Source organism: Streptomyces sp. sk2.1 (genome assembly GCF_008120935.1).
Taxonomy (GTDB): Bacteria; Actinomycetota; Actinomycetes; order Streptomycetales; family Streptomycetaceae; genus Streptomyces.
The window spans coordinates 24,956-48,079 of record NZ_RDBO01000020.1; the positions used below are offsets into that span (position 1 = coordinate 24,956).

Consider the following 23,124-nt stretch of genomic DNA (forward strand, 5'->3'; position numbering starts at 1 on the left):
TCCTTGTCCGTCACCGCGGCCCCTCGCGGGGCCCTCCTCACCCGTCGGCTGATCCAGCTGTACGTCGGGCTCGCGCTGTACGGGGCCAGCTCCGCACTCCTGGTACGGGCCGGTCTGGGCCTGGAACCCTGGGGCGTGCTGCACCAGGGGCTGGCCGAACGCACCGGGCTGTCCATCGGGGTCGTCTCGATCGTCGTCGGCGCCGTCGTCCTGCTGCTGTGGATACCGCTCCGGCAGCGGCCCGGACTGGGCACCGTCTCCAACGTCTTCGCCGTCGGCGTGGCCATGGACGGCACGCTCGCGCTCGTGCCCGCGCCGGACGGTCTCGTGGTGCGGGGCGCCCTGCTGGTCGCGGGGGTCGTCGTCAACGGGATCGCGACGGGCCTGTACATCGCGGCGCGCTTCGGCCCGGGGCCGCGCGACGGGCTCATGACCGGACTGCACCGGCGCACCGGCCGCTCCGTCCGGCTGGTGCGCACCCTGCTGGAGGTGGCGGTCGTGGTGACCGGCTTCCTGCTCGGCGGTTCCCTCGGGGTGGGCACGGTCCTGTACGCCCTGGCCATCGGCCCGCTCGCCCAGCTCTTCCTGCGTCTGTTCGAGGTCGGCGGGGCACCGGCCGGGGAACCCGCCGGGACATCCGTCGCGTCCGCGCCGGACGACGGAGACGGGGCCGTCACCGACCGGACACCGGGGCAGGCCATACTTCCGCAGTGACCTCCGTACGCCACCCCTATCTGGACCATCCCGCGACGATCCCCTTCGCCCACCGAGGCGGTGCGGCGGACGGGATCGAGAACACCGCGGCCGCGTTCCGCCGGGCCGCCGACGCCGGGTACCGCTATTTCGAGACCGATGTGCACACCACGTCGGACGGCCGTCTGGTGGCCTTCCACGACGCCACCCTGGACCGGGTGACGGACGTCCGCGGCCGGATCGCCGAACTGCCGTGGAGCGAGGTGGGCCGGGCCCGGGTGGCGGGCCGGGAGCCGCTGCCGCTCTTCGAGGAGCTGCTGGAGGAGTTTCCCGGGGCCCGGTGGAACGTGGACATCAAGGCCGGGTCCGCCCTGGAACCGCTGATCGGACTGATCCGCCGGACCAATGCCTGGGACCGGGTGTGCGTCGGCTCGTTCTCGGAGGCCAGGGTCGCCAGGGCCCACCGGCTGGCGGGCCCCCGGCTGGCCACCTCCTACGGCGTCCGCGGCGTGCTGGGGCTGCGGCTGCGCTCGTACGGCATACCGGCGGCGCTGCGGGCGGGGGCGGTGTGCGCCCAGGTGCCGGAGAGCCAGAACGGGGTCCGGGTGGTCGACCGCCGCTTCGTGCGCGCGGCGCACGCGCGCGGGCTCCAGGTGCACGTATGGACCGTGAACGAACCGGAACGGATGGCGGCGCTCCTCGACCTCGGCGTGGATGGCATCATGACCGATCACATCGAGACGCTGCGCACGGTGTTGGGCGAACGGGGAGCCTGGGCCTGATGCCGCCGCGCGGGGTCTTCACGGGGAGAGATGAGGGGGTTGCGGCTTGAACGCCGAGACCGCGGACACCACCGAGCCGACCGGACCGACCGAGGGGTCCGACGGCGCCGCGAGCCGCAGACGCGAACAACGCGGCTGGTACTTCTACGACTTCGCCTGCTCGGTCTACTCGACGAGCGTGCTGACGGTGTTCATCGGGCCCTATCTCACCTCGATCGCCAAGGCCTCCGCCGACGCCGACGGCTTCGTGCACCCGCTCGGCATCCCGGTGCGCGCCGGTTCGCTGTTCCCCTACGCGATCTCCGTGTCCGTCGTGATCGCGGTGATCCTGATGCCGATCGCGGGGGCCGCGGCGGACCGCACGGGCCGGAAGAAGCCGCTGCTCGCGGCCGCCGCCTACGTGGGGGCCGCCGCGACCACCGGCATGTTCTTCCTGGACGGCCACCGCTATCTGCTCGGCGCCTTCCTGCTGATCGTGGCGAACGCGTCGGTCTCGGTGTCGATGGTGCTCTACAACGCCTATCTGCCGCAGATCGCCGAGCCCGACGAACGGGACGCGGTCTCCTCGCGGGGCTGGGCCTTCGGATACACCTCGGGCGCGTTCGTCCTGGTCCTGAACCTGGTCCTGTACACGGGCCACGACTCGTTCGGCCTCTCCGAGTCCGACGCGGTGCGGATCTGCCTGGCCTCGGCCGGTGTCTGGTGGGGCGCCTTCACGATCGTGCCCCTGCGCAGACTGCGCGACCGGAAGGTGGCGCCGAGCGGCGAGGGGGCGGTCGGCTCGGGGTGGCGTCAGCTCCTGGCCACCCTGCGCGACATGCGCCGCCATCCGCTGACGCTCTCCTTCCTGCTGGCGTACCTCGTGTACAACGACGGGGTCCAGACGGTGATCTCCCAGGCGTCGGTGTACGGCTCGGAGGAGCTGGGCCTCGACCAGACGACGCTGATCACGGCGGTGCTGCTGGTGCAGGTGCTCGCGGTGGCCGGAGCACTGGGAATGGGCCGGCTGGCCCGGACGTACGGCGCGAAGCGCACGATCCTCGGCTCGCTCGTGGTCTGGACGCTGATCCTGCTCGCCGGTTATTTCCTGCCGGCCGGCAAACCCGCCTTCTTCTACGCGCTGGCCGCGGCGATCGGTCTGGTGCTCGGCGGCAGCCAGGCGCTGTCGCGCTCACTTTTCTCCCATCTGGTGCCGCGCGGCAAGGAGGCCGAGTACTTCTCCGCGTACGAGATGAGCGACCGCGGCCTGAGCTGGCTGGGGCCGCTGGTGTTCGGGCTCGCGTACCAGCTGACCGGCAGCTATCGGGACGCGATCGTCTCGCTGGTGGCCTTCTTCGCGATCGGTTCCGTACTGCTCGCGAGGGTGCCGATCCGGCGCGCCGTGGCGGCCGCGGGCAATCCCGTGCCGGAACGGATTTAGACGTCGAAGTGAAAGGCCGGTAGTGTACGCCTTTGGCCTGCCCGGAGGACCGTTACTGCGAGTGGAAGAAGCCGAACCGTTGGGTGACAACTACCGCCAGATGTGACAAACCGGGCATGGGTGGGTACCCCACCCCTGAAAAAGCAGCGGCACGACGGGCGACGCAGACCGGCAACGGGAATCTTTGCCGCCGACCGGACGTTGACCGGATGACGACGACAGCGACACCTGTCCTGTGGGCGACAAGCCCGGGAGGCACGATTCATGAGTGAGCGAGCTCTCCGCGGTACGCGCCTCGTGGTTACCAGCTACGAGACGGACCGCGGCATCGATCTGGCCCCGCGCCAGGCGGTGGAGTACGCATGCCAGAACGGACATCGTTTTGAGATGCCGTTCTCGGTAGAGGCGGAAATTCCGCCGGAGTGGGAGTGCAAGGCGTGCGGCGCCATGGCACTCCTGGTGGACGGGGATGGCCCCGAGGAGAAGAAGGGCAAGCCCGCGCGTACGCATTGGGACATGCTCATGGAGCGGCGCACCCGCGAGGAGCTGGAGGAGGTGCTGGCCGAGAGGCTGGCGGTCCTGCGTTCCGGAGCCATGAACATCGCCGTGCATCCGCGGGACAGCAGGAAGTCCGCCTGACCGCACAGCAACCCAGCAGCACAGAGCCGCGGGCCGCGACACACATGTGTGTCGCGGCCCGCGGCTCTGTGGCGTGCCTCCGCGCCCGGATCCGTCGGTCCCGTCCGGCCGGACGGGACCGACGGATCCGGGCGCGTGCGGTCAGGGGATCAGCGGCGGGCGGGGGCTCCCGTCGGGCCGCGCGTCGGACGGCGCGTCGTCCTGGTGGATGACCTCACCCTGGATGATCTTTCCGTCCGGCCGGTGGATACGGGCCTGCTGGAAGGCGTCGGAAAGGCTGCCGGGGCTCGCGGCGCTCATCCGGCGCTCCAGCGAGCGCTCCGCGTACCGTCCCAGCCGCGTGCGGACCGGCGGCACCAGCAGCAGGAGCCCCGCCACGTCCGAGATCATCCCCGGCACCATCAGCAGCAGCCCGCCGAGCATCAGGAAGCCGTTGCCCTCGCTCCCCGAGGGGGCGGGCGGCTCGGCTTCGGCCCCGGGCCGGCCCGGCACCCGCTGGAGGGTCTCGGTGAGGTTGCGGAAGGCCCGGCGGCCGGCCCGCTTCACCACCGCGGCCCCGAGCACGATCCCCGCCACCAGGAGCAGCAGCACGGTGATCCCGCCCGCCGCGTCGGCCACGAGGATGAACAGCCAGATCTCCAGCACCGCCCAGGCGGCGACGGCGAGCGGGACGAGGGTACGGGCGCGAGAGCGCCGGGGGGCGGTCGGGGGCGGTGTGCCGGTCGTCATGGTCCCCAGTGTGCCTGTACGACGGTCCGGGCGGCACGAGGGGGTGATCGCACCGGGCGGCGGACCGGCGTCCACCGCCGCGGGCCCGGGTCAGATCGCCTTGCGGCCCAGGACCCGGTTCGTGCGGGAGGCGACCCCCCAGGCGGTGACCCGCCAGAGCGCCTCGACCAGGATGTCGCGGCTCATCTTGGAGTCGCCGATCTCCCGGTCGACGAAGGTGATCGGGACCTCGACGACGTGGTAGCCGGCCTCGACGGCCCTGCGGGCCAGGTCGACCTGGAAGCAGTAGCCCTGCGAGGCGACCTGGTCGAGGCCCAGGCCGTCCAGGGTCTCCGCCCGGAAGGCCCGGAAGCCGCCGGTGACGTCCCGGGTCCGCAGCCCGAGCAGGAGCCGGGAGTACGTGCTGCCGCCGCGGGAGATCATCTCGCGGGACTTGGGCCAGTTGACCACCCGGCCGCCCGGCACCCAGCGGGAGCCGAGCACCAGGTCGGCGCCCTTGAGCGCGGTGAGCAGCCTGGGCAGTTCCTCGGGCTGGTGGGAGCCGTCCGCGTCCATCTCCACGAGCACGCCGTACCCGTGCTCGGTGCCCCAGCGGAAGCCCGCGAGATAGGCCGCTCCGAGCCCCTCCTTGCCCTTGCGGTGCAGCACCCGGACCTGGCTGTCCTCGGCGGCCAGTTCGTCGGCGACCTTGCCGGTGCCGTCGGGGCTGTTGTCGTCGGCGACCAGGATGTCGGCCTCCGGCACAGCGGCTCGCACCCGGCTGACGATCGGCTTGATGTTCTCGGCCTCGTTGTAGGTCGGAATGATCACCAGGATCCTGCCGAGCGGGCCGTACCGCCGCTGACCGCCGTCGTTCACTTACTGCCCCTTAAGTCCGTACGCAGGTGCACACCATATCCAGCGGGCGGACACCGATCGCCGACCCGGTCGCGGGTGGCCGGGCGGCGTCGGGGACAGAAGGAGGGAAGTGGGGACAGAAACCCTGTCGCGACCGCGGACGGGAACTGCGGGTGGGGGCCCAGCGCCCTTCGGGCCGACCTGGGACCCGCTGGCTGCGGGTCGACCGAGAGCCGTTGTCTACTGAACGTCCGGGCCCCACCCGGGTCGCACCGCCGTCCGGCTGAAACCTTCCCTCGCCCCGAGGCGCGGACGCTGAACCTGGCTGTCAGTGGCGCTGTGCCGGTGCGGCACAGCCCCCCGTGACCCAGCGGCATTCGACGACTGCGTGGAGGTTCGACCGGTCGGACGTCCTTGGTGGACTTTGCCGAACCTACCGGCCGTTGGGCGCTTTCTGTCAATAGCCGTCTGACCTGCGACCTTTATGGAACTTGCCTGGTCAGTAGCGAAGATCCGCAGGTCGCGGCGGAAGGGGCCCCGCCGCGGCCCGCGGTGCGAAATGTCCGCACGTCACTCGTTCGGACGCTCGTGGACGGTCCGCCCCCCGACCACGGTCCGCAGGCAGACCGGCAGTTCGGCGCCGGGGCTGAGGTCCGGCAGCCCGGGCGTCCCCGAGCGCGGGTCCGTCGACCAGCGGGCGACCCGGTCGTCCGGGGCCTGGACCACCAGGTCTGCGGTGCGCCAGACCGCGTAGTCGGCCGGGGCGCCGGGCACCAGGGTCCCCGCGTCGTCACGGCCGACGGCGCGCCAGCCGCCCCTGGTGTGGGCGGCGAAACCGGCCCGTACGGAGATCCGGTGCTCGGGCGTGCGGTGGAAGGCCGCGGCCCGCACGGTGCCCCACGGGTCGAGCGGGGTCACCGGGCTGTCCGAGCCGAAGGCCAGGGGCACTCCGGCCCGCAGCAGCGCCGCGTACGGGTTCAGGGTCCTGGCCCGTTCGGCCCCGAGCCGGCGCGCGTACATGCCCTCCTCGCCGCCCCAGGCCGCGTCGAAGGCGGGCTGGACGGAGGCTGTCAGGCCCAGTTCCGCGAACGCGGCGACGGTCTCGGGGGTGAGCATCTCGGCGTGTTCGACGCGGTGCCGGGCGGCCCTGATCCGGGCGAGGCCGAGCGTCTCGGCGGCGGCCCGGACGCCCTCCACCACGGCGGAGACCGCCGCGTCCCCGATGGCGTGGAAGCCGGCCTGCAGCCCCGCTCCGGTGCACGCCGTGACATGGGCGGCGATCTGCGCCGCGTCCAGGTGGGCGGTGCCCGTGTGCCCGGCCGGACCGTCGGCGTACGGCTCGTGCAGGCAGGCGGTGTGCGAGCCGAGCGAGCCGTCCACGAACAGGTCGCCGGCCGCCCCGATCGCGCCGAGTTCCCTGATCCGGCGGGCGTCCTTCTCATCGGCGACCCGCTCGGCCCAGTAGCCGAGGACCCGCGGTCCGTCCTGCTCGCCGGCAAGCTTCAGCAGACCGGCGAAGTCCTCCTCGTCGGAGATGTCCGGGCCGCCGCACTCGTGGACGGTGCCGATGCCGAGCGCCGCGGCACGGCGCAGGGCGGCGCGCTGGGCCCCGGCCCGCTGGAGCGGCGAGACGGCGCCGTGGGCGGCGGCGCGGACCGCGTGGTGGGCGGCGTCGGTCAGCGGTGCGTCGGGGTGGTACCCGACCAGCCCGGTGACGCCCGGGACGAGGTCGAGCAGGGCGGTGGTGACGACGGCGGAGTGCACGTCGACCCGGGGCAGGTAGACGGGGCGTCCGCCGGCCGCCGCGTCGAGTTCGGCCCGCGACGGCGGGCGCTGCTCCGGCCAGCGCGTGGCGTCCCAGCCGTGGCCGAGGACGACCCGGTCCCCGGGGTGCCCGGCCACGTACGCGCGCAGCAGGCCGAGCGCCCCGTCGAGGGTCCGGGCGCCGGAGAGGTCGAGGCCGGTGAGGGCCAGGCCGGTCGACGTGGTGTGGACGTGGGCGTCGGTGAACGCGGGGGTGACCAGCGCGCCGTCGAGGTCGACCACCTCGTCGACGCCGCTCGCGAAGGCGTCGGCGGCCCCTTCCGAGCCCACCCAGGCGACATGGCCGCGTTCGACCACCATGGCGGTGGCGAAGGGGTCGGCGGGGCTGTGGACGTCTCCACCGCGCAGCAGCACGGTGCGGTGTTCGCTCTGGGGGGCGGTGCTCTCGGTCATGGGACCAGTCTCGCGCCTGCCCGGAGCCGCGTGGTCCGCGCCCCCTCGGAAGTCCACCGGCCGGCCCTCCGGGGGCGGTTGTCCGGCTCCCTCAGATCCGCGGCGGCCTGGCCTCGTAGGGCGTGGACAGGACGACGGTGGTCCGGGTGGAGACACCGGCCAGCGAGCGGATCCTGGTGAGCAGGTGCTCCAGCTCCAGCGGCGTGGCGACGCGCACCTTGAGGATGTAGTTCTCGTCGCCCGCGACGCTGTGGCACGCCTCCAGCTCCGGGACGCCCGCGAGCCGCTCCGCGATGTCGTCCGGCGCGCTCGGGTCGAAGGGTTTCACCGAGATGAACGCGGTGAGCGGCAGGCCGACGGCCTCGGGGTCGACGACCGCGGCGTACCCCCGGATCACCCCGCGCTGCTCCAGCCTGCGGACACGCTGATGAACGGCCGACGTGGACAGGCCCGTGGCCTTGCCCAGGTCGGTGTAGCTCATCCGCCCGTCCTTGACGAGCAACTCCACGATCTGTCGGTCCAGCTCCTCCATACGGATCAACCTATTGCCCCGAGTCCCTCCAGGCACAGTCGGCGTACGCGCGGAGGGGCACCTGCGGCGGGCATGTGACGAATGCCACAGGTTTACGGATGGGTAGCCGCCCACCTCGCGGTTACGGCCGATGCGCGACGGGAAGTGCTTGGTGTGGCCGAGGCGACGTCGCCCAGTCGGCCCACCCGAGGGGGGAATTTCCCATGCAGAGCCTGAAGCTCACCGGCCGTACCGAACCGGAGCCTGCCGATCCCGTCGAGGACACCGCTCCCGACGCGTACGACATGTTCGACATGTACCGGGTGATCTGCCCGGACTGCTCGCAGCCGATCGCGCTGCCGGCGGGCGAGGACGTGCTGCCCGAGCACGCGCTGTGCCCGACGCCGTGGAATCCGTTCGTGCTGACCGTCTGCGCCGGTACCGGCCGGCCGGCGTCGCTGTCGCGGCCCGCCGACGAGTCGCTCGACACCCAGGAGCAGGAGACGGGCCTGCTGTTGACGCTCCCCCAGGGACTCGACTGGCGGATGCAGCCGTTCTCGCACGCCGGAGGCCCCGGCTCGCGTCCGCTGCGGGTACCGCGGATGCGCCGCAGCGCCGCCTGACGGCGACTCCCGCGTCCGAACAGGGGACGGCCCGGCCACGTCCGGGCCCGACCGGCGAGACCCGCACCGCACCACGACGGTCCGACCGGCGTGGTGCCCGCGAACCGCGGCCGGACCACCGACCGGGACGCCGGCACGCACCGCCCGAACGAGGAGCCCGCCCGGGGACATGGCGAACGGGCTCTCGAATCGGTCGGACAGTGACCGGGAACCGCTCCGCGGCGTTGCCCATGCATGACCCCGCCGTACCCGACGGTCGGCGCCGACCGCCGTCGCCTCGCCGCACCGACTGCCGAAGAATCGGTTCCGCAGCCGGTGCCCCAGTCCGCGTCCCCCCGCTCCGCGTCGCGCCCGGGGCCGCACTTCGCCGATCCGCCCATCTACCGGGCCCTGCTGCGCCACTGGGAGAGCACGGACCGGACCCTGCCGGGCCGTCATGACCAGGAGTGGAACCGGATCATGACGACGCCCGTGTGGTCGGACCGGCCGTCGCGGGTCAGCGCGTCTCGGGACCCGCGAGGTGGCGGGCGATGACCATGCGCTGGATCTGATTGGTGCCCTCGACGATCTGGAGCACCTTGGCCTCGCGCATCAGCCGCTCGACCGGGAAGTCGAGGGTGTAGCCGTATCCGCCGAGCACCTGGACGGCGTCGACGGTGACCCGCATGGCCGTGTCCGTGCAGAACAGCTTGGCCATGGCCGCCTGGCGCGAGAAGGGCTTGCCCTCGTCGCGCAGCCGCGCCGCCTCCAGGTAGAGCGCCCGGCCCGCCTCGATCTGGGTGGCCATGTCGGCGAGCATGAAGCGCAGCCCCTGGAAGTCCGCGATGGGGCGGCCGAACTGCTGCCGTCCCGCCGCGTAGCCGAGCGCCTCGGTCAGGGCCGCCTGGGCGACACCGATCGCGCAGGCGGCGATGCCCAGACGTCCGGAGTCGAGGGCGGACAGGGCGATCGCGAAGCCCTGGCCCTCCTCGCCGATCCGGCGCGCGTCGGAGACCCGTACGCCGTCGAAGTTCAGCTGGGCGGTGGGCGAGCCCTTCATGCCCATCTTCTTCTCGGGGACGGCCGCGCTCAGCCCCTCGGCGTCGCCGGGAACCAGGAAGGCGGTGATGCCGCGGGCACCCTCGACCCCGGTACGGGCCAGGACGGTGTAGAAGTCGGCGATGCCGCCGTGGGTGATCCACGCCTTGGTGCCGGTGAGGACCCAGTCGTCACCGTCCCGGACGGCCTTCGTGCGCAGCGAGGCGGCATCGGAGCCCGAGGCGGGCTCGGAGAGGCAGTAGGCACCCAGCAGGCCCCCTCCCAGCATCGCCGGGAGGTGCTCGGCCTGCTGCTCCTTCGTGCCGTATCCGGCGACCGCGTGGCAGGCGAGGGAGTGGACGCTGACGCCGAGGCCGACGGTGAGCCGGGCCGCGGCGAGCTCCTCCAGGACCTGGAGGTACACCTCGTACGGCTGGTCGCCGCCGCCGTGGGCGGAGTCGTAGGGCAGTCCGAGCAGGCCGGACTCGGAGAGCAGGGAGAAGACCTCGCGCGGGAACAGGCCCGCTTCCTCCTCCTCCGCGGCCCGGGGCGCGATCTCCCGCTGGGCGATGTCGCGGACGAGCGCGACGAGTTGCCTGGACTCCTCGGTGGGCAGACGGCGTTCCACCACATGCAAGGCACGGTCGGACATGACGGCGCTCTCCTCCCTGTCGGGCGTTGCGACGGTCGCGCGCGAGGGGGTGTGGGCGGCGCCGCCGGGGGTTTCCGGGTGAGCCCGGACAAGCACTGCTGCCCAACCGGTGCCGGCCCTCCCGGATTACGAGAGTTGCTGGCCAGCGGCTGTGGCGGGTCGAGTATGCCCGATCGGACGATATCCGTCACGGGGCGGCCGGGCCACTCGGCCGCGGACGGGGCGATCGCTCCGAATTGGTCCGAACCATTGACCCAACTGGTCTAGTCCTTCTACGGTTCCAGGCAGACCGGCCTTTCCGCGTTCATGCCAAATCCATGCGGTGGTCGGCCGTACACCCCACATGTACGTTCCCTCCCCCACGAGGAGCAAAGATGTTCGGACCGCATCGCCCCCGTGCCCGCTTCCGGGCGCTCACCGCAGCCGCCTGTACCGCCGCCCTCGGCGCCGCCCTGCTGGGGGTCGCGGGCACCGCGTCGGCCGGCACGGTTCCGGCCGCCCCGCAGGCCGCGGCCGCCGACGCCACCCCCGCGGCGGCCGGCGACAAGGTGGTCGGGTACTTCGCCAACTGGGGCGTGTACCAGCGCAATTACCATGTCAAGAACATCGAGACCTCGGGTTCCGCCGACAAGCTCACGCACATCAACTACGCCTTCGGCAACGTCCAGGGCGGCAAGTGCACGATCGGCGACTCGTACGCCGACTACGAGAAGGCGTACACCGCCGACCAGTCGGTCGACGGCGTGGCCGACACCTGGGACCAGGAACTGCGCGGCAACTTCAACCAGTTGCGCAAGCTCAAGAAGAAGCACCCGGACCTGAAGGTCATCTGGTCGTTCGGCGGCTGGACCTGGTCCGGCGGCTTCGGCGAGGCGGCGAAGAACCCGGCCGCGTTCGCCGAGTCCTGCTACAACCTGGTCGAGGACCCGCGCTGGGCCGATGTCTTCGACGGCATCGACATCGACTGGGAGTACCCCAACGCCTGCGGTCTGACCTGCGACACCAGCGGTCCGGACGCGCTGAAGGGCCTCACCTCGGCCCTGCGCGCCAAGTTCGGCGGCAACAACCTGGTGACCGCCGCCATCACCGCCGACGCCTCCGAGGGCGGCAAGATCGACGCCGCCGACTACGCCGGCGCCGCCCAGTCCCTGGACTGGTACAACGTGATGACGTACGACTTCTTCGGCGCCTGGGACGCGAAGGGCCCGACGGCCCCGCACTCCCCGCTGACCTCCTACGAGGGCATCCCGAAGGAGGGCTTCGACAGCGAGGCGGCCATCACCAAGCTGAAGGCCAAGGGCGTTCCCGCGTCCAAGCTGCTGCTCGGTCTCGGCTTCTACGGCCGCGGCTGGACCGGCGTGACCCAGGACGCCCCCGGAGGCACCGCCACCGGCCCCGCGGCCGCCACCTACGAGGCGGGCATCGAGGACTACAAGGTCCTCAAGAACAGCTGCCCGGCCACCGGCACGGTCGCCGGCACCGCCTACGCCCACTGCGGCACCAACTGGTGGAGCTACGACACCCCGGCCACCATCGCGTCCAAGACGGCCTGGGCGAAGAACCAGGGCCTGGGCGGCTCCTTCTTCTGGGAGCTGAGCGGTGACACCGCCGACGGCGAACTGATCAAGGCGATCAAGTAGTCACGGGAACCGGGGGCGGGGTGGCGGGCCGGTCGGCCTTCCGCCCCGCCCTGTCCGTTCCTCGCATGAGGTCGTTCCTCACATGAGGCCGGCCCGGGTGACGAACACGGCGACCACCACGACGAGCGTCCAGCCCAGCACGGTCTCCAGGATCTTCGGGCCGTCCTGGGGGCCGCCGGTGCGCGCGCGGAGGCGGGCGGCGAAGTGGGTGGTGACGGTTTCGGCAGCAGTCGCAGTCATGGCATCTCGCTCGGTTCGGCCGGCATGTGGTGTCCCCCGAGGACCCGACCACAGTGCCAGTACGACCGGCTCCCGGGGTAGAGACGTGCGTCACCGCCCCGGGCGGGACCGTCCTCCGGGGCCGTACGCCGACGGCGTCCGGGGCCCGCCCGCGCCCCGGCGCCGGGGCTCCCGGGAGCGAGTGCCGCGGGCGGGCCCCGTGCCGGAGACCACACGGCCGCGCACGGCGTTCACGCGGTACGGGACCGGCGGACATCGATCACCCGATGTCCGCCGGTCCCGTACCGCGTCGATGCCCTTCGCGCATCCGCGCGCCGTGGTCACACGCCGACCGATTCGCCGCCCTTCCGCGGTGCGGCGTCCCGGCCCGAGGCCGGTTCGCTCCTCTCGCCCCGCATCAGGGCCAGGGTGAGCAGTCCGCCCGCCGCCGCGATCGCCGCCGCCGCGGTGAAGGCCGAGGCGAACCCGTCGGTGAGGGCGGGCAGATCGCCGAGCCTGCCGGCGCCCCGGGACGTCGCCAGTGCGGTGAGAGCGGCGAGACCGAGGGCCGAACCCACCTGGTAGGTGGTGTTGACGATGCCGGAGGCGAGGCCCGCCTGCTCCTGGGGCGCTCCCGACATGGCGGTCATCATCGCCGGGATGTAGGCGAGGGACATGCCGAGCGCGGCGACCAGCGACGCGGGCAGGACGTCGATCAGGAAGGTGCCGGTCGGCTCGACGGCGGACAGCCACACCAGCCCGGCGGCCAGGACGAACAGCCCGCCCGCGACGAGCGGCTTGGCACCGAACCGGGCGAGGAGACGGGCGGTGATCGTCGTCATGAAGATCATCAGCAGGACCGTCATGGGCAGGAGCGCCGCACCGCTGGCGAAGGCGCCGTATCCGAGCACCTGCTGCAGGTAGAGGTTGAGGAAGTACCACATCGGGATCCAGGCGGCGCCGAGCAGGGCCATGGCCAGGTTGGACGCCCCGAGCCTCGGGGTCCGCCAGATGCCGAGCGGCATGAGCGGGCTGCGGACGGAGCGCTGGATCACCAGGAAGAGCGCCAGGAGCACCGCCGCCCCGCCGAGTTCGAGCAGGGTCGAGGTCGCGCCCCAGCCGATCTCGGGTGCGCGCACGACGGCGAGGACCGCGAGTGCGAGTCCCGCGGTGACCGCGGTCGCGCCCAGGACGTCGACCGAGCCCCTGCGCCCCTGGACGGCGGGCAGCAGGCCGGTGGCCGCGAGGGTCACGAGGCCGATGGGGACGTAGATGATGAAGACCCAGGGCCAGCTGGCCCATTCCGTGAAGACGCCGCCGAGGAACACACCGGCCGTGCCGCCCGCGGGGGCCGCCGCGCCGTAGAAGGCGAGCGCCTTGCCGAGCTCCTTCGGGTTGTGCCCGAAGAGCATCATCAGCAGCGTCATCGAGGCGGGCGCGATGAGGGCACCGCCCACGCCCTGCACGGCACGCCCCACGATCTCGGTGGTGGCGTCACCCGCGGCCGCGGCCACGACGGAGCCCGCGACGAGGATCACCCAGCCGCCCGCGAACACCTTCCGGGCACCGAGCAGATCGGAGAGGCGGCCGCCGAGCAGCAGGAGTCCGCCGAAGGCGATGACGTACGCGTTGAAGACCCATTGCAGGTCCCCCTGGGTGAAGCCGAGATCGCGCTGCATCTCGGGAAGCGCGACCCCGATGATCGAAGTGTCCATGATGACCATGAACTGGGCGGTGGCCAGCACGGCCAGTGCCCACCACCGCCGAGGGTTGATAGCCGACATCACTTGCTCCCTGATCGGACCTTGATACCCCTGGGGGGTATTTCGTCGACCGGAACGTAACATACCCCGGCGGGGTATGGAAGAGGGGTTGTGCACCCCGCACCCGGCACGGAGCGACCAGGGCGGACGAACACGCACGAAAGGGGTGACGGGCGGTCACTCGCCGGAGCTCCGGCCGGGGTTGCGGGTCGCGCCGAGCGGTGCGCGTTCCGGCGAACGGGCCGGCGCCGGGACGGGAGGCACCGGAGCGCGACGGCCCGGCGGCGGATGCGGACGGCGGGGGACAGCGGCATCCCCCTTCCCGCGCCCGCTGTGCGTTCGCCGCCGGGGCACCGGACGCGCACCCTGATGAGGAGACCGCCCCCTGCCGTCAGGTTCCTCCCATGGCGTCCACCCCGAGCCCGCCCAAGCCCCACGGTTCCCCGGCGCATGCCGCCGTGCGAGGCGGCTGCACCGTCGGTGCGCCCTGCTGGGCGAGCCTCGCCACGCCCGACGCCGAGGCCGCGCAGCGCTTCTACGGGGCCGTGCTGGGGTGGGCCTTCCGGCGCACCTCGCTGGGCGAGGACTTCCGGATGGCGCTGTCGGGGGGCGTGCCCACCGCGAGCCTGGGGTGCACGGCGCCGGCGTTGCAGGTGGCCCTCGACTGGACGCCCTACTTCTCCGTCCCGGACGCCGACGGGACGGCGGCCCGCATCATGGAGCGCAGCGGCACCGTCGCGGTGGGCCCGGTCCGCCTCCCCCTGGGTCGCGGCGCCCTCGCGGCCGACCGGGAGGGCAACCGCTTCGGCATCTGGGAGGGGCCGCTGATCACCGACTGGGAGTCGTGGCGCGCCCGTCGCCCGTGGCGGCTGGAACTGCACGCGGGCGACATGTTCGAGGCCGCCATCTTCTACGGCGAGGTGCTGGAGTGGGCCTGCGGCCGGCCCGGCTGCTGCGAGGTCCGGTACGAGAGGGGCGGCGTCACGCTCCGGGACGTCGGCGGCGCGGCGGCCAGGATCGTACCGGTGGGCTCACCGCTGAGCGGTGAACGGGCACGTCCGGGGTGGCACCTCTACTTCCCGGTGCCGGACGCCGAATCGGCGGCGGTCGCCGCGTGCCGGTACGGCGGCGGGGTCGTCGGCCGGTCGGCGGAGAAGAACCGCCGCACGGTCCTGCTGCACGACCTGCACGGCGCGGTCTTCGGTGCCGATTCCCCCGGCAGGACGGTGGTCGCTCCCCGCGGGGCCGTCCCTCCCCCGGCCCCCGGGTGACGGGACGCCCGGCACGGACCCGCCGCACGGGCGCCGACGGAATCGGGACGGCAGCGGGATCCGGACGGCAGCGGCATCCCGGCGTCACCGGGACCCGGGCGTCAGCAGGATCCAGGCACGTCACCGGGACCCGGGCGTCGGCGGAGTCCCGGTGTCACTGCGGTCCGGACCTCGGCGGAATCCCGGCTTCACCGGGTTCCGTGCGTCACTGGTGTCCCGGGCTCCCGCCCACCGGCTCCTCCAGGTATTCGGGGCAGTCGGGATTGCCGCAGGGGCCTGCGGCCCGCACGGGCACGAAGACCCCGAGGGTCTTGTGCCGCCTGGTGATGGTGACGGGGAGGGGCTGCTTGCAGACCGGGCACACAAGCGCCCCCTGGGGACCGGTCTCATGCTCGGTTTTGCTCATTCTTTAACCATATGTCGTATGAACCCGGACCGTGGGGCCGAAATCCGACCCCACGGCCTACAACCAAGCCCGTTCCTCGCGAGTCTTGATCGTCGGCAGTCACGTCCTGCCGCAGAAGACCGAGATCGAAGGAACGAATTGAACCGACCCAGAGGCACAACGGTCGCCGCCGCCGGCGCCGTCGTACTCGCCACCGCGGGGGGTCTGCTCAGCGTGGCCGCCCCCGCCTCCGCCGCCGTGACCTGCGCGTCCCCCGTCTTCAAGCGGACGTTCTACGCGAACACCACGTTCTCCGGGACCCCCAAGGGCACGGACTGCGACTCGGTGATCGACCAGAACTGGGGAACCGGCGCGCCCGGCGTCAAGGGCATGCCCGCCAACAACTTCGGCGTCCGCTGGTCCATGACCCGCGACTTCGGCTCGGGCGGCCCCTTCACGTTCGCCGCCTCCTCCCGTGACGGCATCCGCGTCTACCTCGACGGGGTCCGCAAGGTCGACGTGTGGAAGAACGTCTCCACCACCGTCTCCAAGACCGTCCAGGTGACCGTCCCGTCGGGCCGGCACAGCCTCCGCGTCGACTTCGTGAACTGGACCGGCGCCGCCGACGTCAAATTCTCCTACACCCCCCGCACCTCGGCGACCGTCGACAAGGTCAAGCCGCTCGTGCCGACCGGGACCACCGTCGTCTACAGCCCGACGGCCATGTCCACGAAGATCGGCTGGGCCGGGAACAAGGAGATGGACCTCGCCGGGTACCGCGTCTACCGGCGGCTGAAGGGCACCTCCTACCCCACGAAGCCGATCGCGACCACGACGTCCACCTCGTACACCGACACGACCGTCCCGAAGGACGGCAACGTCTACTACTACGAGGTCCGCGCCCACGACAAGGCCGGCAACGTCTCCTCCGGCACCGCCGACCTGGCCGTCACCACCGTCGACCGCACCGCTCCCGCCGCCCCGAAGGGCGTCGAGGACAACTGGTCCATGGACTTCCCGACCGAGATCACCCTCTACTGGGACAGCAACACGGAGCCGGACCTCGCCGGGTACCGCGTCTACCGCTCGACGTCCACCCCGGTCGCCCTCACCCCCGAGAACCTCCTCACCGGCGACAAGCTGTCGCCCGGCGGGTACACCGGCCCGCTGCCGCCGACCGGCGACGTCCACTACTACGTCGTCACCGCCGTCGACACCCACGGGCTGGAGTCCCCGGCCTCGGCCGCGGCGATGTACTACACCCGTGACCTGACGGGCCCCGTGGACACCGCCCTCAACGTGCGGGCCGTCGAGAGCGAGGCGGGCGTCACCCTGGACTGGGACGCCTCCGAGCGGACCAGTGACGACTTCGCGGGCTACTCGGTCTTCCGGAAGACCGTGCGGGGCACCACCGTCGGCGTGAGCGAGGAGGTCGGCAAGGGCGTGCGGGGCACCACCTTCACCGACGCCGCCCCGCCGCCCGGCTTCACGTACCGCTACCGGGTGGTGGCCCTGGACCACGCGAGGAACGGGGGCGTCCCCTCCCAGGAGCTCACCCTCGACGTCGTCGGCAACACGACCGCGCCGGCCGCGGTCGCCGACCTGACCGCCACCCCGAAGGAGAACGGCGTCACGCTCTCCTGGGACGCGAACGACGAACCGGGCTTCGATCACTACCGCGTGCTGCGCGGCACCCTCGCCGACGGCGGGTGGACCTACACCCCGGTGCAGGACCCCTGGACCCTGAAGCCGCGGGAGATCACGGCGACGACGTTCCACGACGCCGTGCCCGCCGACGGCCAGCAGGTGCGCTACGCCGTCGTCGCCGTCGACCAGTACGGCAACCGGCTCGCCCCGGAGACCGGCGCGTCCGTCGCCGACGTCACCGAGCTGGATCTCCGCCCGACCGCCCCGCCCGCGACCGGCGCGCCGCTCGGCCACCTCGCCGCCGACGCCTCCGGCTGGATCTCCTGGTTCCTGTCCAGCGACAGGAACGAGAACGGCAGCCCGGTCTCCGGCTTCGCCATCCACCGCTGGAACCCGCGGACCGCGACGTTCGAGCGGATCGGCACCGAGCCCGAGGACAACGCCGGCAGCGGCGACTGGACGGACCTCGACCAGCCGGCCGCCACCACGGTGTACTACCGCGTCACGGTCCTCTACGCGGACGGCACCGAGTCCGGCGCGAGCGAGACGGTCACCGTGACCGACTGATCGCCCCGGCGCGGGAGTTCCCCGCGACCGCGGATCCGCCCTCCGGTCGGCCCCTGGGGCCGACCGGAGGGAATCGGGACGCCACCGGTGCCGCCGGGAAGTGCATCGACGCCGTGTGCCCTTCCCCGTTTCCCCGCACCGCTCGTGTGGCGGGCGGCGGGCCCGTTCGGGCGAGGCCGAGTCGTCGAGCAGGACCTCCGCCCGCGACCCCGGGTCCTCGTACGAACGAGGCGGTCGACGTTCGCACAGCGGATCGCGGCGGCCCACCCGGGACCGGCTTACAAAAAAGCCAGGCAAAAGGGCGCCGAGGGCCGCTCGTCCATGAACAAGGCAGGAACTGCGCCGGGCTCCCGGGCACTGAGGCGGTACGACGTGCGGATCACCGTCCGGCCGCATCGGTGAGGGCAACCCCTTCTGCCCGTGTGCGGCAACGCCGGGCATGGCGGCCCTCGACGAATTCGTCGATGCCGCGCCTCCAGGGGCGAAGGCCCCGCCCGAAGTCGCTACCAGTAGTGCCTTCGCCCCGCGACGGCGTGCCCCATCCCGCCCAGGATCCACAGGATCAGGCCGACCACGGCCAGAATGATTCCGATGGTCCACAGGATGGAAATACCGGTGACGAAACCGATGACGAGCAGTATGACTCCCAGAATGATCACAGCACGCTCCGATCTCGTGTGTGTTCTTCTCCTTTCACTCTGTCCCCCCTGAGCCGTTGCGGCAACTGCCCAGGTTCTCAAGTCGGCTCGGGCGTGGCGCAGGCCGCCGCCGCTCACCGCGCGGGAGCCCCTCAGCCCCGGCGACTGCTCCTCCCTCGCCGGGGCATCGCCTTCCCGGAACTCAACGCGCTGTTCCCCGAACCCCATTGCCCCCGGGTGGAGCGGGCTCCCCCGGGGCCGGAGGGCGACGAGCGCGAGAGAACCTCCTCCGCCCCCGGCACCGGGCGGGTGTCGCACCGCAACCGGACCGCCACGGCCACCCGCCCAGGACGGTCGGGAGCGCTGCCGTCAGGTGGGCGGGGCGGCCGCGGCGCCGCATGGGCTCACAGCAGGTCGAACGACCTCAGGACGCGGCGCTGGGCCGGGGTCGGCCGCGCGGGCCAGTAGACGTAGCAGACACCGCCCGTACCGCTTCTGACCTTGCCGTTCGCGTCGTAGCGCTTGGTGCGGAGCCAGATGTTCTCCCATTCCGTGCGCCGGTAGACCCGGCGCACGGCCTCGTTGTCCGGCGAGGCCGGGTCGTTGGCGATCACGTCGCCGTCCGCGGTGAACCCGATCACGGTCATCAGGTGGCCGGAGGTGCCGTACCCCGCCCCGGTCAGCTCCTCCTTGAGGAAGGACTGGGACGTGATGACCGGGATGCCCGCGCGGATCAGCGTCTCCACGTCCGTGAGCGAGGTCAGCCGGGTCACCGCCGCGCGCATGTCGTCGTACGTGGCGGCGTACGCGGCGTTGAACGGCCAGTTGCCGCAGCCCTCGTACTGGTAGTCGTAGGTGAACCGGGCGGCGTGGCAGACCTGCGGGTCGGCCAGTTCCGGCCTGACCCAGGCGAGGTCCTCGGCGGTGGGCCTGCGCCCCCAGTACTCGATGATCATCTGGGACGAGGTGGGGCTGCACCAGGCCTCGCCGCCGTTGTCGTACTCCGGGTACTCGCCCGCGTGGACGTTCTGCGAGTAGCGCGGCACCGCCAGCTCCCGGACCAGGCCGGGGGTGCTGGCCGGCACGGTGAAGCGGTCCGGGACGTCGGAGGCCATCGCCCCGAGCCGCCGGACGACGGGGGTGAGGCGGGTGCCCGGGGTGCGGTGGAGGGTGAGGCGCAGCCGGTACGCGGTCAGCCGCAGCCCGCTCGTCGCGTCGTCCATCGAGAGGGTGTCGGTCCAGACGGAGCTCCTGCCGTCGCTCTGGTCGTCGACGGACGTGCGGCGGATGTCCCCGTCGCCCGCGGCCCAGCGGCCCATCACGTACCAGGGGGTCCGCGTGGCGTCCGAGTAGTGGCCCTGCAGCTCGACCTGGATCCAGGTGCCCGCCGGGGTCTCGGCGTTCCAGGAGGCGATCACCTCGGTCGCCGGGACGGCGGACCGGTGGACCGGGGAGGTCCAGGTGGCGTACTCCCAGGAGGCGGTCGTACCGGTGTGCGGGTCGGTGTAGTCGGTGCTTCCCTCGGCGTGGCCGATCACCAGACCGGGCCGGAGGCCGGACACGACGCGCGTCCCGGCGCCGAGGCCACTGTGCCAGTCGACGAAGGTGTGCCAGAAGTGGTTGTCCACGGTGGAGGCCGCCGGGGAGGTGCGGGACGGGGTCGTGGAGCGCGCGGCGGCGGACGACGCCGAGCCGGCGGTGGCCGCCACCGCGAGCGCGGCGGTCAGCACGGTCCTGCGTGAGGTCGGTCTGTTCATGGGCGGGACCCCCGGTCGTAGTCGTAAGCGGAATGGGGCTGCGGATGCACGACAGTGCGCCAACTATCGCGGGTCGCGGCCGGATTCGGCCAGTGATTCGACCTGCGCCGGGAAAGCAATATTGGTCTGGTCCACTGGCGTGACCTGCGTCTGTTCCGGAACGGCTCGTAGGCTGGTGCGCATGAACGCCCTCTCGCTCCTCGCCGCGCGGCTGCCCGCCCTGGCGCCGTCCTGCGGCCCGGTGCGGCTGATCGCCGTCGACGGCCACGCGGGATCGGGGAAGAGCACCTTCGCCGCCCGGCTGGCCGCCGCGCTCGGCGACGCCCCCGTCCTGCACCTGGACGACCTGGCCTCCCACGACTCCTTCTTCACCTGGACGGACCGGCTGCGGGAGCAGGTGACCGGGCCGCTGGAGCGCGGCGAGTGCGCGCGCTACGCGCCGTACGACTGGACCGCGCGGCGATTCGGGACGCCGCGCGTCCTGGAACCGGCGCCGGTGGTCGTCGTCGAGGGGGTCGGGGCCGGGCGGCGGGCGCTGCGGCCGCATCTGGCGCGACTCCTGTGGATGGACCTCGACGCCGCGGCGTCCTGGCGGCGCGGCCGTCGTCGGGACGGCCCGGCGCTCTCGGGCTTCTGGGACGGGTGGATGGCGGCCGAGACGGAGCACTTCTCGGCCGATCCTTCACGGCCTCACGCGGACACGCTGGTACGGCAGTTGCCAGTGGGGTACGAGTTGCTGGAGGGACCTCGAACGGCAGCAGGAACGAACCATTCCATCACGTAGAGTGAGCACATCGCGCCGTCGTATCGAATGGTGAGAAAACACCCCGGAAGTACCCCAACTCCGCTTGACCCGGGGGCGGTACAGGTCTTACGTTCTCAATGTGCGGCTTTTCGGAGCCCCCATGGACACGAAGCCCCCGGTTGTTCCCCCGTGATCGGGGGCTTCGTTCTGTCCCCACACCCCTCCCCCACCCCGGAACGACCCGTTCCGATCACCCTGGGTCACGGGCTTCCTTCCGTCTGCGGTGCCCTTAGTCGTGCACTCCCCGCGCAGGTACGATGCCTCTCGGTGCGGTCAATTCCCGTCCGTGGCACATCGATTCGGCGCGCCCCGGCGATCCGGTCGGGCGGCGGGACATCCTGGGGGCACGGTTTGTGGGGGACCAGATGGACATCGGCACGCAGGGCGCTCAGGCCCCGGCCGACCTCGCCTGGCTGCGCGGCGTGGACGCCTACACCATGGGCGCCTATCCGCAGGCCGAGGAGGAATTCGGAACCGCGGTACGCCTCGATCCGGGCATGGCGGACGGCTGGCTCGGTCTCCACGCGCTGAGGGTCGACACGACGACGGCGCTGTTGCGCATGCACCGCCACCGCGAGCGCTTCGGCGAGCAGCGCACCCGGCACCGGCGCACGCTCAACTCCTGGTACTGGCTGGGCTGGTGGGTGCAGCCGGTGCTGGAGAGCCCGCGCGACCTGCTGCTCGCGCACGCCTCGCACTGGCTGGACGGCCGCCACGTCCCCGAGCTGGACCGGGCGCTCGCGGGCCTGCCGCCGGTGGACACGGACCCGCAGGTGCGCTTCCTGCACGCCTGCCGCTCCTACCTGGTCAAGGACTGGGAGCAGCTCGTCCGCAACACCGATCAGCTGACGGACGACCCGCTGCTCGGCATCGAGGCGGGGCTGTTCGGCGGGATGGCCCGGGTGCGGCTGGAGATGTACGGGCAGGCAGAACCGCTGCTCGCCACCGCCCTGATGCGCTGCCGCAGTGAGCAGCCCCAGCGCAAGGAGCTGCGCTACTGGCTGGCCCGCGCGTACGAGGGCACCGGCCGCAGCGCCGCCGCCCTGCCGCTCTACCGGGCGGTGCACCGGGTCGACCCGGCGTTCATGGACACCTCGGCGCGGCTGGCCGCGATCGCGGACTACGACGGTCTCGAGGGCGCCGAGGAGGCCTCCGGTCTGGCCGCCGTGTCCCTGGTGGGCACGGACAACACCGTGTCGGGGACGGACGGCACCGGGTCGGAGCCCCCGCCGGACATCGATCCGCCGCTCGGCACCGATCTGGTGGACGGCCGGGAGCTGCGGCCCGGCGGCGAGCCCTCGGGGCTCACGGGCCTCGGGGTGCCGCCGCCCGGCGGGGTGCGACGCAAGAGCGCGATGCAGCCGCCGTCGCCCTTCCCGGCGGGGCCCAGCGACCCGGTGCTGCTCGCCGAGGCGCTGGCCGAGCTGGAGCGGATGGTGGGTCTGGAGCCGGTCAAACGCCAGGTCAAGGCGTTGTCCGCACAGCTGAACATGGCGCGGCTGCGGGCCGGGCAGGGGCTACCCGTCCAGCCTCCGAAGCGCCATTTCGTCTTCTCGGGTCCTTCCGGCACCGGCAAGACCACGGTGGCGCGCATCCTGGGCCGGGTCTTCTACGCGCTGGGGCTGCTCGGCGGCGACCATCTGGTCGAGGCCCAACGGGCCGATCTGGTGGGCGAGTTCCTCGGCCAGACCGCGGTCAAGGCCAATGAGCTGATCGACTCGGCGCTCGGCGGGGTGCTCTTCGTGGACGAGGCGTACAGCCTCTCCAACAGCGGCTACAGCAAGGGCGACGCGTACGGCGACGAGGCCCTCCAGGTCCTCCTCAAGCGCGCGGAGGACAACCGGGACCATCTGGTCGTCATCCTCGCCGGCTATCCGGAGGGCATGGACCGGCTGCTGGCCACCAACCCCGGGCTCTCCTCGCGCTTCACCACCCGGGTGGACTTCCCGAGCTACCGGCCGCTGGAGCTCACCTCGATCGGCGAGGTGCTGGCGGCGGAGAACGGCGACGTGTGGGACGAGGAGTCGCTCGACGAGCTGCGTTCCATCAGCGGCCACGTCGTCGAGCAGGGCTGGATCGACGAGCTGGGCAACGGACGGTTCCTGCGCACCCTGTACGAGAAGAGCTGTGCCTACCGGGACCTGCGGCTCTCCGGGTACACCGCCGTACCGGGCCGGGACGACCTGGCCACGCTGCGGCTGCCGGACCTGATGCAGGCGTACGGCGAGGTCCTGTCCGGCCGGGGCCCGGTGGACCGGGGACAGCAGGAGCCGCCGGCCCCGTGAGGGCGGCGGCTCCCGGTCCGGGCGAAG

General features: G+C 72.3%; 20 protein-coding genes. 10 read left to right on the plus strand and 10 right to left on the minus strand.

What is annotated here, in order from left to right:
• Positions 1-3 precede the first annotated feature (3 nt).
• The 4 genes from EAO76_RS03510 to EAO76_RS03525 all read left to right on the plus strand — a co-directional run bounded on the left by EAO76_RS03510 (position 4) and on the right by EAO76_RS03525 (position 3,534).
• On the plus strand, positions 4-714 hold the full coding sequence (locus tag EAO76_RS03510) for a YitT family protein (protein WP_148833213.1): 711 nt from the start codon (positions 4-6) through the stop codon (positions 712-714).
• On the plus strand, positions 711-1,475 hold the full coding sequence (locus EAO76_RS03515; protein WP_148833215.1) for a glycerophosphodiester phosphodiesterase family protein: 765 nt from the start codon (positions 711-713) through the stop codon (positions 1,473-1,475). The genes EAO76_RS03510 and EAO76_RS03515 overlap by 4 nt, the downstream gene beginning before the upstream one ends.
• A 46-nt stretch (positions 1,476-1,521) precedes the next feature.
• A complete protein-coding gene (locus EAO76_RS03520; RefSeq protein ID WP_148833217.1) occupies positions 1,522-2,895 on the plus strand; it encodes an MFS transporter in 1,374 nt (457 codons plus the stop codon).
• Positions 2,896-3,159: 264 nt separating this feature from the next.
• The gene (locus EAO76_RS03525) at positions 3,160-3,534 is read left to right on the plus strand and encodes an RNA polymerase-binding protein RbpA (protein ID WP_007262928.1); all 375 of its coding nucleotides are present in this window, start codon (positions 3,160-3,162) and stop codon (positions 3,532-3,534) included.
• A 141-nt stretch (positions 3,535-3,675) separates the two neighbouring features.
• Here the strand turns inward: EAO76_RS03525 and fxsA are convergent, their stop codons facing one another.
• The 4 genes from fxsA to EAO76_RS03545 all read right to left on the minus strand — a co-directional run bounded on the left by fxsA (position 3,676) and on the right by EAO76_RS03545 (position 7,849).
• Entirely contained in the window at positions 3,676-4,263 is a 588-nt protein-coding gene (gene fxsA, locus EAO76_RS03530) for an FxsA family membrane protein (protein WP_148833219.1), read from the minus strand.
• A gap of 90 nt (positions 4,264-4,353) precedes the next feature.
• Positions 4,354-5,121: a polyprenol monophosphomannose synthase gene (locus EAO76_RS03535; RefSeq protein WP_148833221.1), complete on the minus strand. Its 768-nt coding sequence runs from the start codon at positions 5,119-5,121 to the stop codon at positions 4,354-4,356.
• Positions 5,122-5,670: 549 nt separating this feature from the next.
• Positions 5,671-7,317 (minus strand): amidohydrolase, encoded by a 1,647-nt coding sequence (locus EAO76_RS03540; protein WP_148833223.1) that lies wholly within the window; start codon positions 7,315-7,317, stop codon positions 5,671-5,673.
• 91 nt (positions 7,318-7,408) lie between these two features.
• Positions 7,409-7,849 (minus strand): Lrp/AsnC family transcriptional regulator, encoded by a 441-nt coding sequence (locus EAO76_RS03545; RefSeq protein WP_014044761.1) that lies wholly within the window; start codon positions 7,847-7,849, stop codon positions 7,409-7,411.
• 203 nt (positions 7,850-8,052) lie between these two features.
• On the opposite strand from EAO76_RS03545, the gene EAO76_RS03550 reads away from it, so the two are divergent.
• Positions 8,053-8,451, plus strand: coding sequence for a hypothetical protein (locus EAO76_RS03550; RefSeq protein ID WP_148833225.1), 399 nt, complete (start codon positions 8,053-8,055; stop codon positions 8,449-8,451).
• Between the two features lie 496 nt (positions 8,452-8,947).
• Here EAO76_RS03550 and EAO76_RS03560 read toward each other — a convergent pair whose 3' ends face one another.
• A complete protein-coding gene (locus EAO76_RS03560) occupies positions 8,948-10,120 on the minus strand; it encodes an acyl-CoA dehydrogenase family protein (RefSeq protein ID WP_148833227.1) in 1,173 nt (390 codons plus the stop codon).
• A gap of 374 nt (positions 10,121-10,494) precedes the next feature.
• On the opposite strand from EAO76_RS03560, the gene EAO76_RS03565 reads away from it, so the two are divergent.
• Positions 10,495-11,760, plus strand: coding sequence for a glycoside hydrolase family 18 protein (locus EAO76_RS03565; RefSeq protein ID WP_148833229.1), 1,266 nt, complete (start codon positions 10,495-10,497; stop codon positions 11,758-11,760).
• A 78-nt stretch (positions 11,761-11,838) separates the two neighbouring features.
• On the opposite strand, the gene EAO76_RS03570 is transcribed toward EAO76_RS03565, so the two are convergent.
• Entirely contained in the window at positions 11,839-12,000 is a 162-nt protein-coding gene (locus EAO76_RS03570; protein ID WP_148833231.1) for an SCO1431 family membrane protein, read from the minus strand.
• Between the two features lie 320 nt (positions 12,001-12,320).
• Positions 12,321-13,763, minus strand: a complete 1,443-nt coding sequence (locus EAO76_RS03575; protein WP_148833233.1) for an MFS transporter — start codon at positions 13,761-13,763, stop codon at positions 12,321-12,323.
• Positions 13,764-14,146: 383 nt separating this feature from the next.
• Here EAO76_RS03575 and EAO76_RS03580 point away from each other — a divergent pair, with 383 nt between their 5' ends.
• Positions 14,147-15,013, plus strand: a complete 867-nt coding sequence (locus EAO76_RS03580; RefSeq protein WP_187438454.1) for a VOC family protein — start codon at positions 14,147-14,149, stop codon at positions 15,011-15,013.
• A 205-nt stretch (positions 15,014-15,218) separates the two neighbouring features.
• Here EAO76_RS03580 and EAO76_RS03585 read toward each other — a convergent pair whose 3' ends face one another.
• Entirely contained in the window at positions 15,219-15,419 is a 201-nt protein-coding gene (locus tag EAO76_RS03585) for a hypothetical protein (protein ID WP_148833235.1), read from the minus strand.
• 138 nt (positions 15,420-15,557) lie between these two features.
• On the opposite strand from EAO76_RS03585, the gene EAO76_RS03590 reads away from it, so the two are divergent.
• Positions 15,558-17,612 (plus strand): fibronectin type III domain-containing protein, encoded by a 2,055-nt coding sequence (locus EAO76_RS03590; protein ID WP_148833237.1) that lies wholly within the window; start codon positions 15,558-15,560, stop codon positions 17,610-17,612.
• 503 nt (positions 17,613-18,115) lie between these two features.
• On the opposite strand, the gene EAO76_RS03595 is transcribed toward EAO76_RS03590, so the two are convergent.
• Positions 18,116-18,271 carry a DUF6131 family protein gene (locus tag EAO76_RS03595; protein ID WP_148833239.1) on the minus strand — a complete coding sequence of 52 codons (156 nt, stop codon included), beginning with the start codon at positions 18,269-18,271 and terminating at the stop codon, positions 18,116-18,118.
• 383 nt (positions 18,272-18,654) lie between these two features.
• Entirely contained in the window at positions 18,655-20,007 is a 1,353-nt protein-coding gene (locus EAO76_RS03600; RefSeq protein ID WP_148833241.1) for a peptidase C39 family protein, read from the minus strand.
• A 181-nt stretch (positions 20,008-20,188) separates the two neighbouring features.
• On the opposite strand from EAO76_RS03600, the gene EAO76_RS03605 reads away from it, so the two are divergent.
• A complete protein-coding gene (locus EAO76_RS03605) occupies positions 20,189-20,791 on the plus strand; it encodes a hypothetical protein (protein WP_148833243.1) in 603 nt (200 codons plus the stop codon).
• 386 nt (positions 20,792-21,177) lie between these two features.
• On the plus strand, positions 21,178-23,097 hold the full coding sequence (locus EAO76_RS03610; protein WP_187438455.1) for an AAA family ATPase: 1,920 nt from the start codon (positions 21,178-21,180) through the stop codon (positions 23,095-23,097).
• Positions 23,098-23,124 lie beyond the last annotated feature (27 nt).

Bases quoted from the DNA above. Each gene is read 5' to 3' on its own strand.
- EAO76_RS03550 (WP_148833225.1), top strand. From the start codon at position 8,053: ATGCAGAGCCTGAAGCTCACCGGCCGTACCGAACCGGAGCCTGCCGAT.
- EAO76_RS03585 (WP_148833235.1), bottom strand. From the start codon at position 15,419: ATGAGCAAAACCGAGCATGAGACCGGTCCCCAGGGGGCGCTTGTGTGC.
- EAO76_RS03575 (WP_148833233.1), bottom strand. From the start codon at position 13,763: ATGTCGGCTATCAACCCTCGGCGGTGGTGGGCACTGGCCGTGCTGGCC.
- fxsA (WP_148833219.1), bottom strand. From the start codon at position 4,263: ATGACGACCGGCACACCGCCCCCGACCGCCCCCCGGCGCTCTCGCGCC.
- EAO76_RS03560 (WP_148833227.1), bottom strand. From the start codon at position 10,120: ATGTCCGACCGTGCCTTGCATGTGGTGGAACGCCGTCTGCCCACCGAG.
- EAO76_RS03545 (WP_014044761.1), bottom strand. From the start codon at position 7,849: ATGGAGGAGCTGGACCGACAGATCGTGGAGTTGCTCGTCAAGGACGGG.
- EAO76_RS03610 (WP_187438455.1), top strand. From the start codon at position 21,178: ATGGACATCGGCACGCAGGGCGCTCAGGCCCCGGCCGACCTCGCCTGG.
- EAO76_RS03525 (WP_007262928.1), top strand. From the start codon at position 3,160: ATGAGTGAGCGAGCTCTCCGCGGTACGCGCCTCGTGGTTACCAGCTAC.
- EAO76_RS03565 (WP_148833229.1), top strand. From the start codon at position 10,495: ATGTTCGGACCGCATCGCCCCCGTGCCCGCTTCCGGGCGCTCACCGCA.
- EAO76_RS03540 (WP_148833223.1), bottom strand. From the start codon at position 7,317: ATGACCGAGAGCACCGCCCCCCAGAGCGAACACCGCACCGTGCTGCTG.
- EAO76_RS03605 (WP_148833243.1), top strand. From the start codon at position 20,189: ATGAACGCCCTCTCGCTCCTCGCCGCGCGGCTGCCCGCCCTGGCGCCG.
- EAO76_RS03600 (WP_148833241.1), bottom strand. From the start codon at position 20,007: ATGAACAGACCGACCTCACGCAGGACCGTGCTGACCGCCGCGCTCGCG.
- EAO76_RS03580 (WP_187438454.1), top strand. From the start codon at position 14,147: ATGGCGTCCACCCCGAGCCCGCCCAAGCCCCACGGTTCCCCGGCGCAT.
- EAO76_RS03570 (WP_148833231.1), bottom strand. From the start codon at position 12,000: ATGACTGCGACTGCTGCCGAAACCGTCACCACCCACTTCGCCGCCCGC.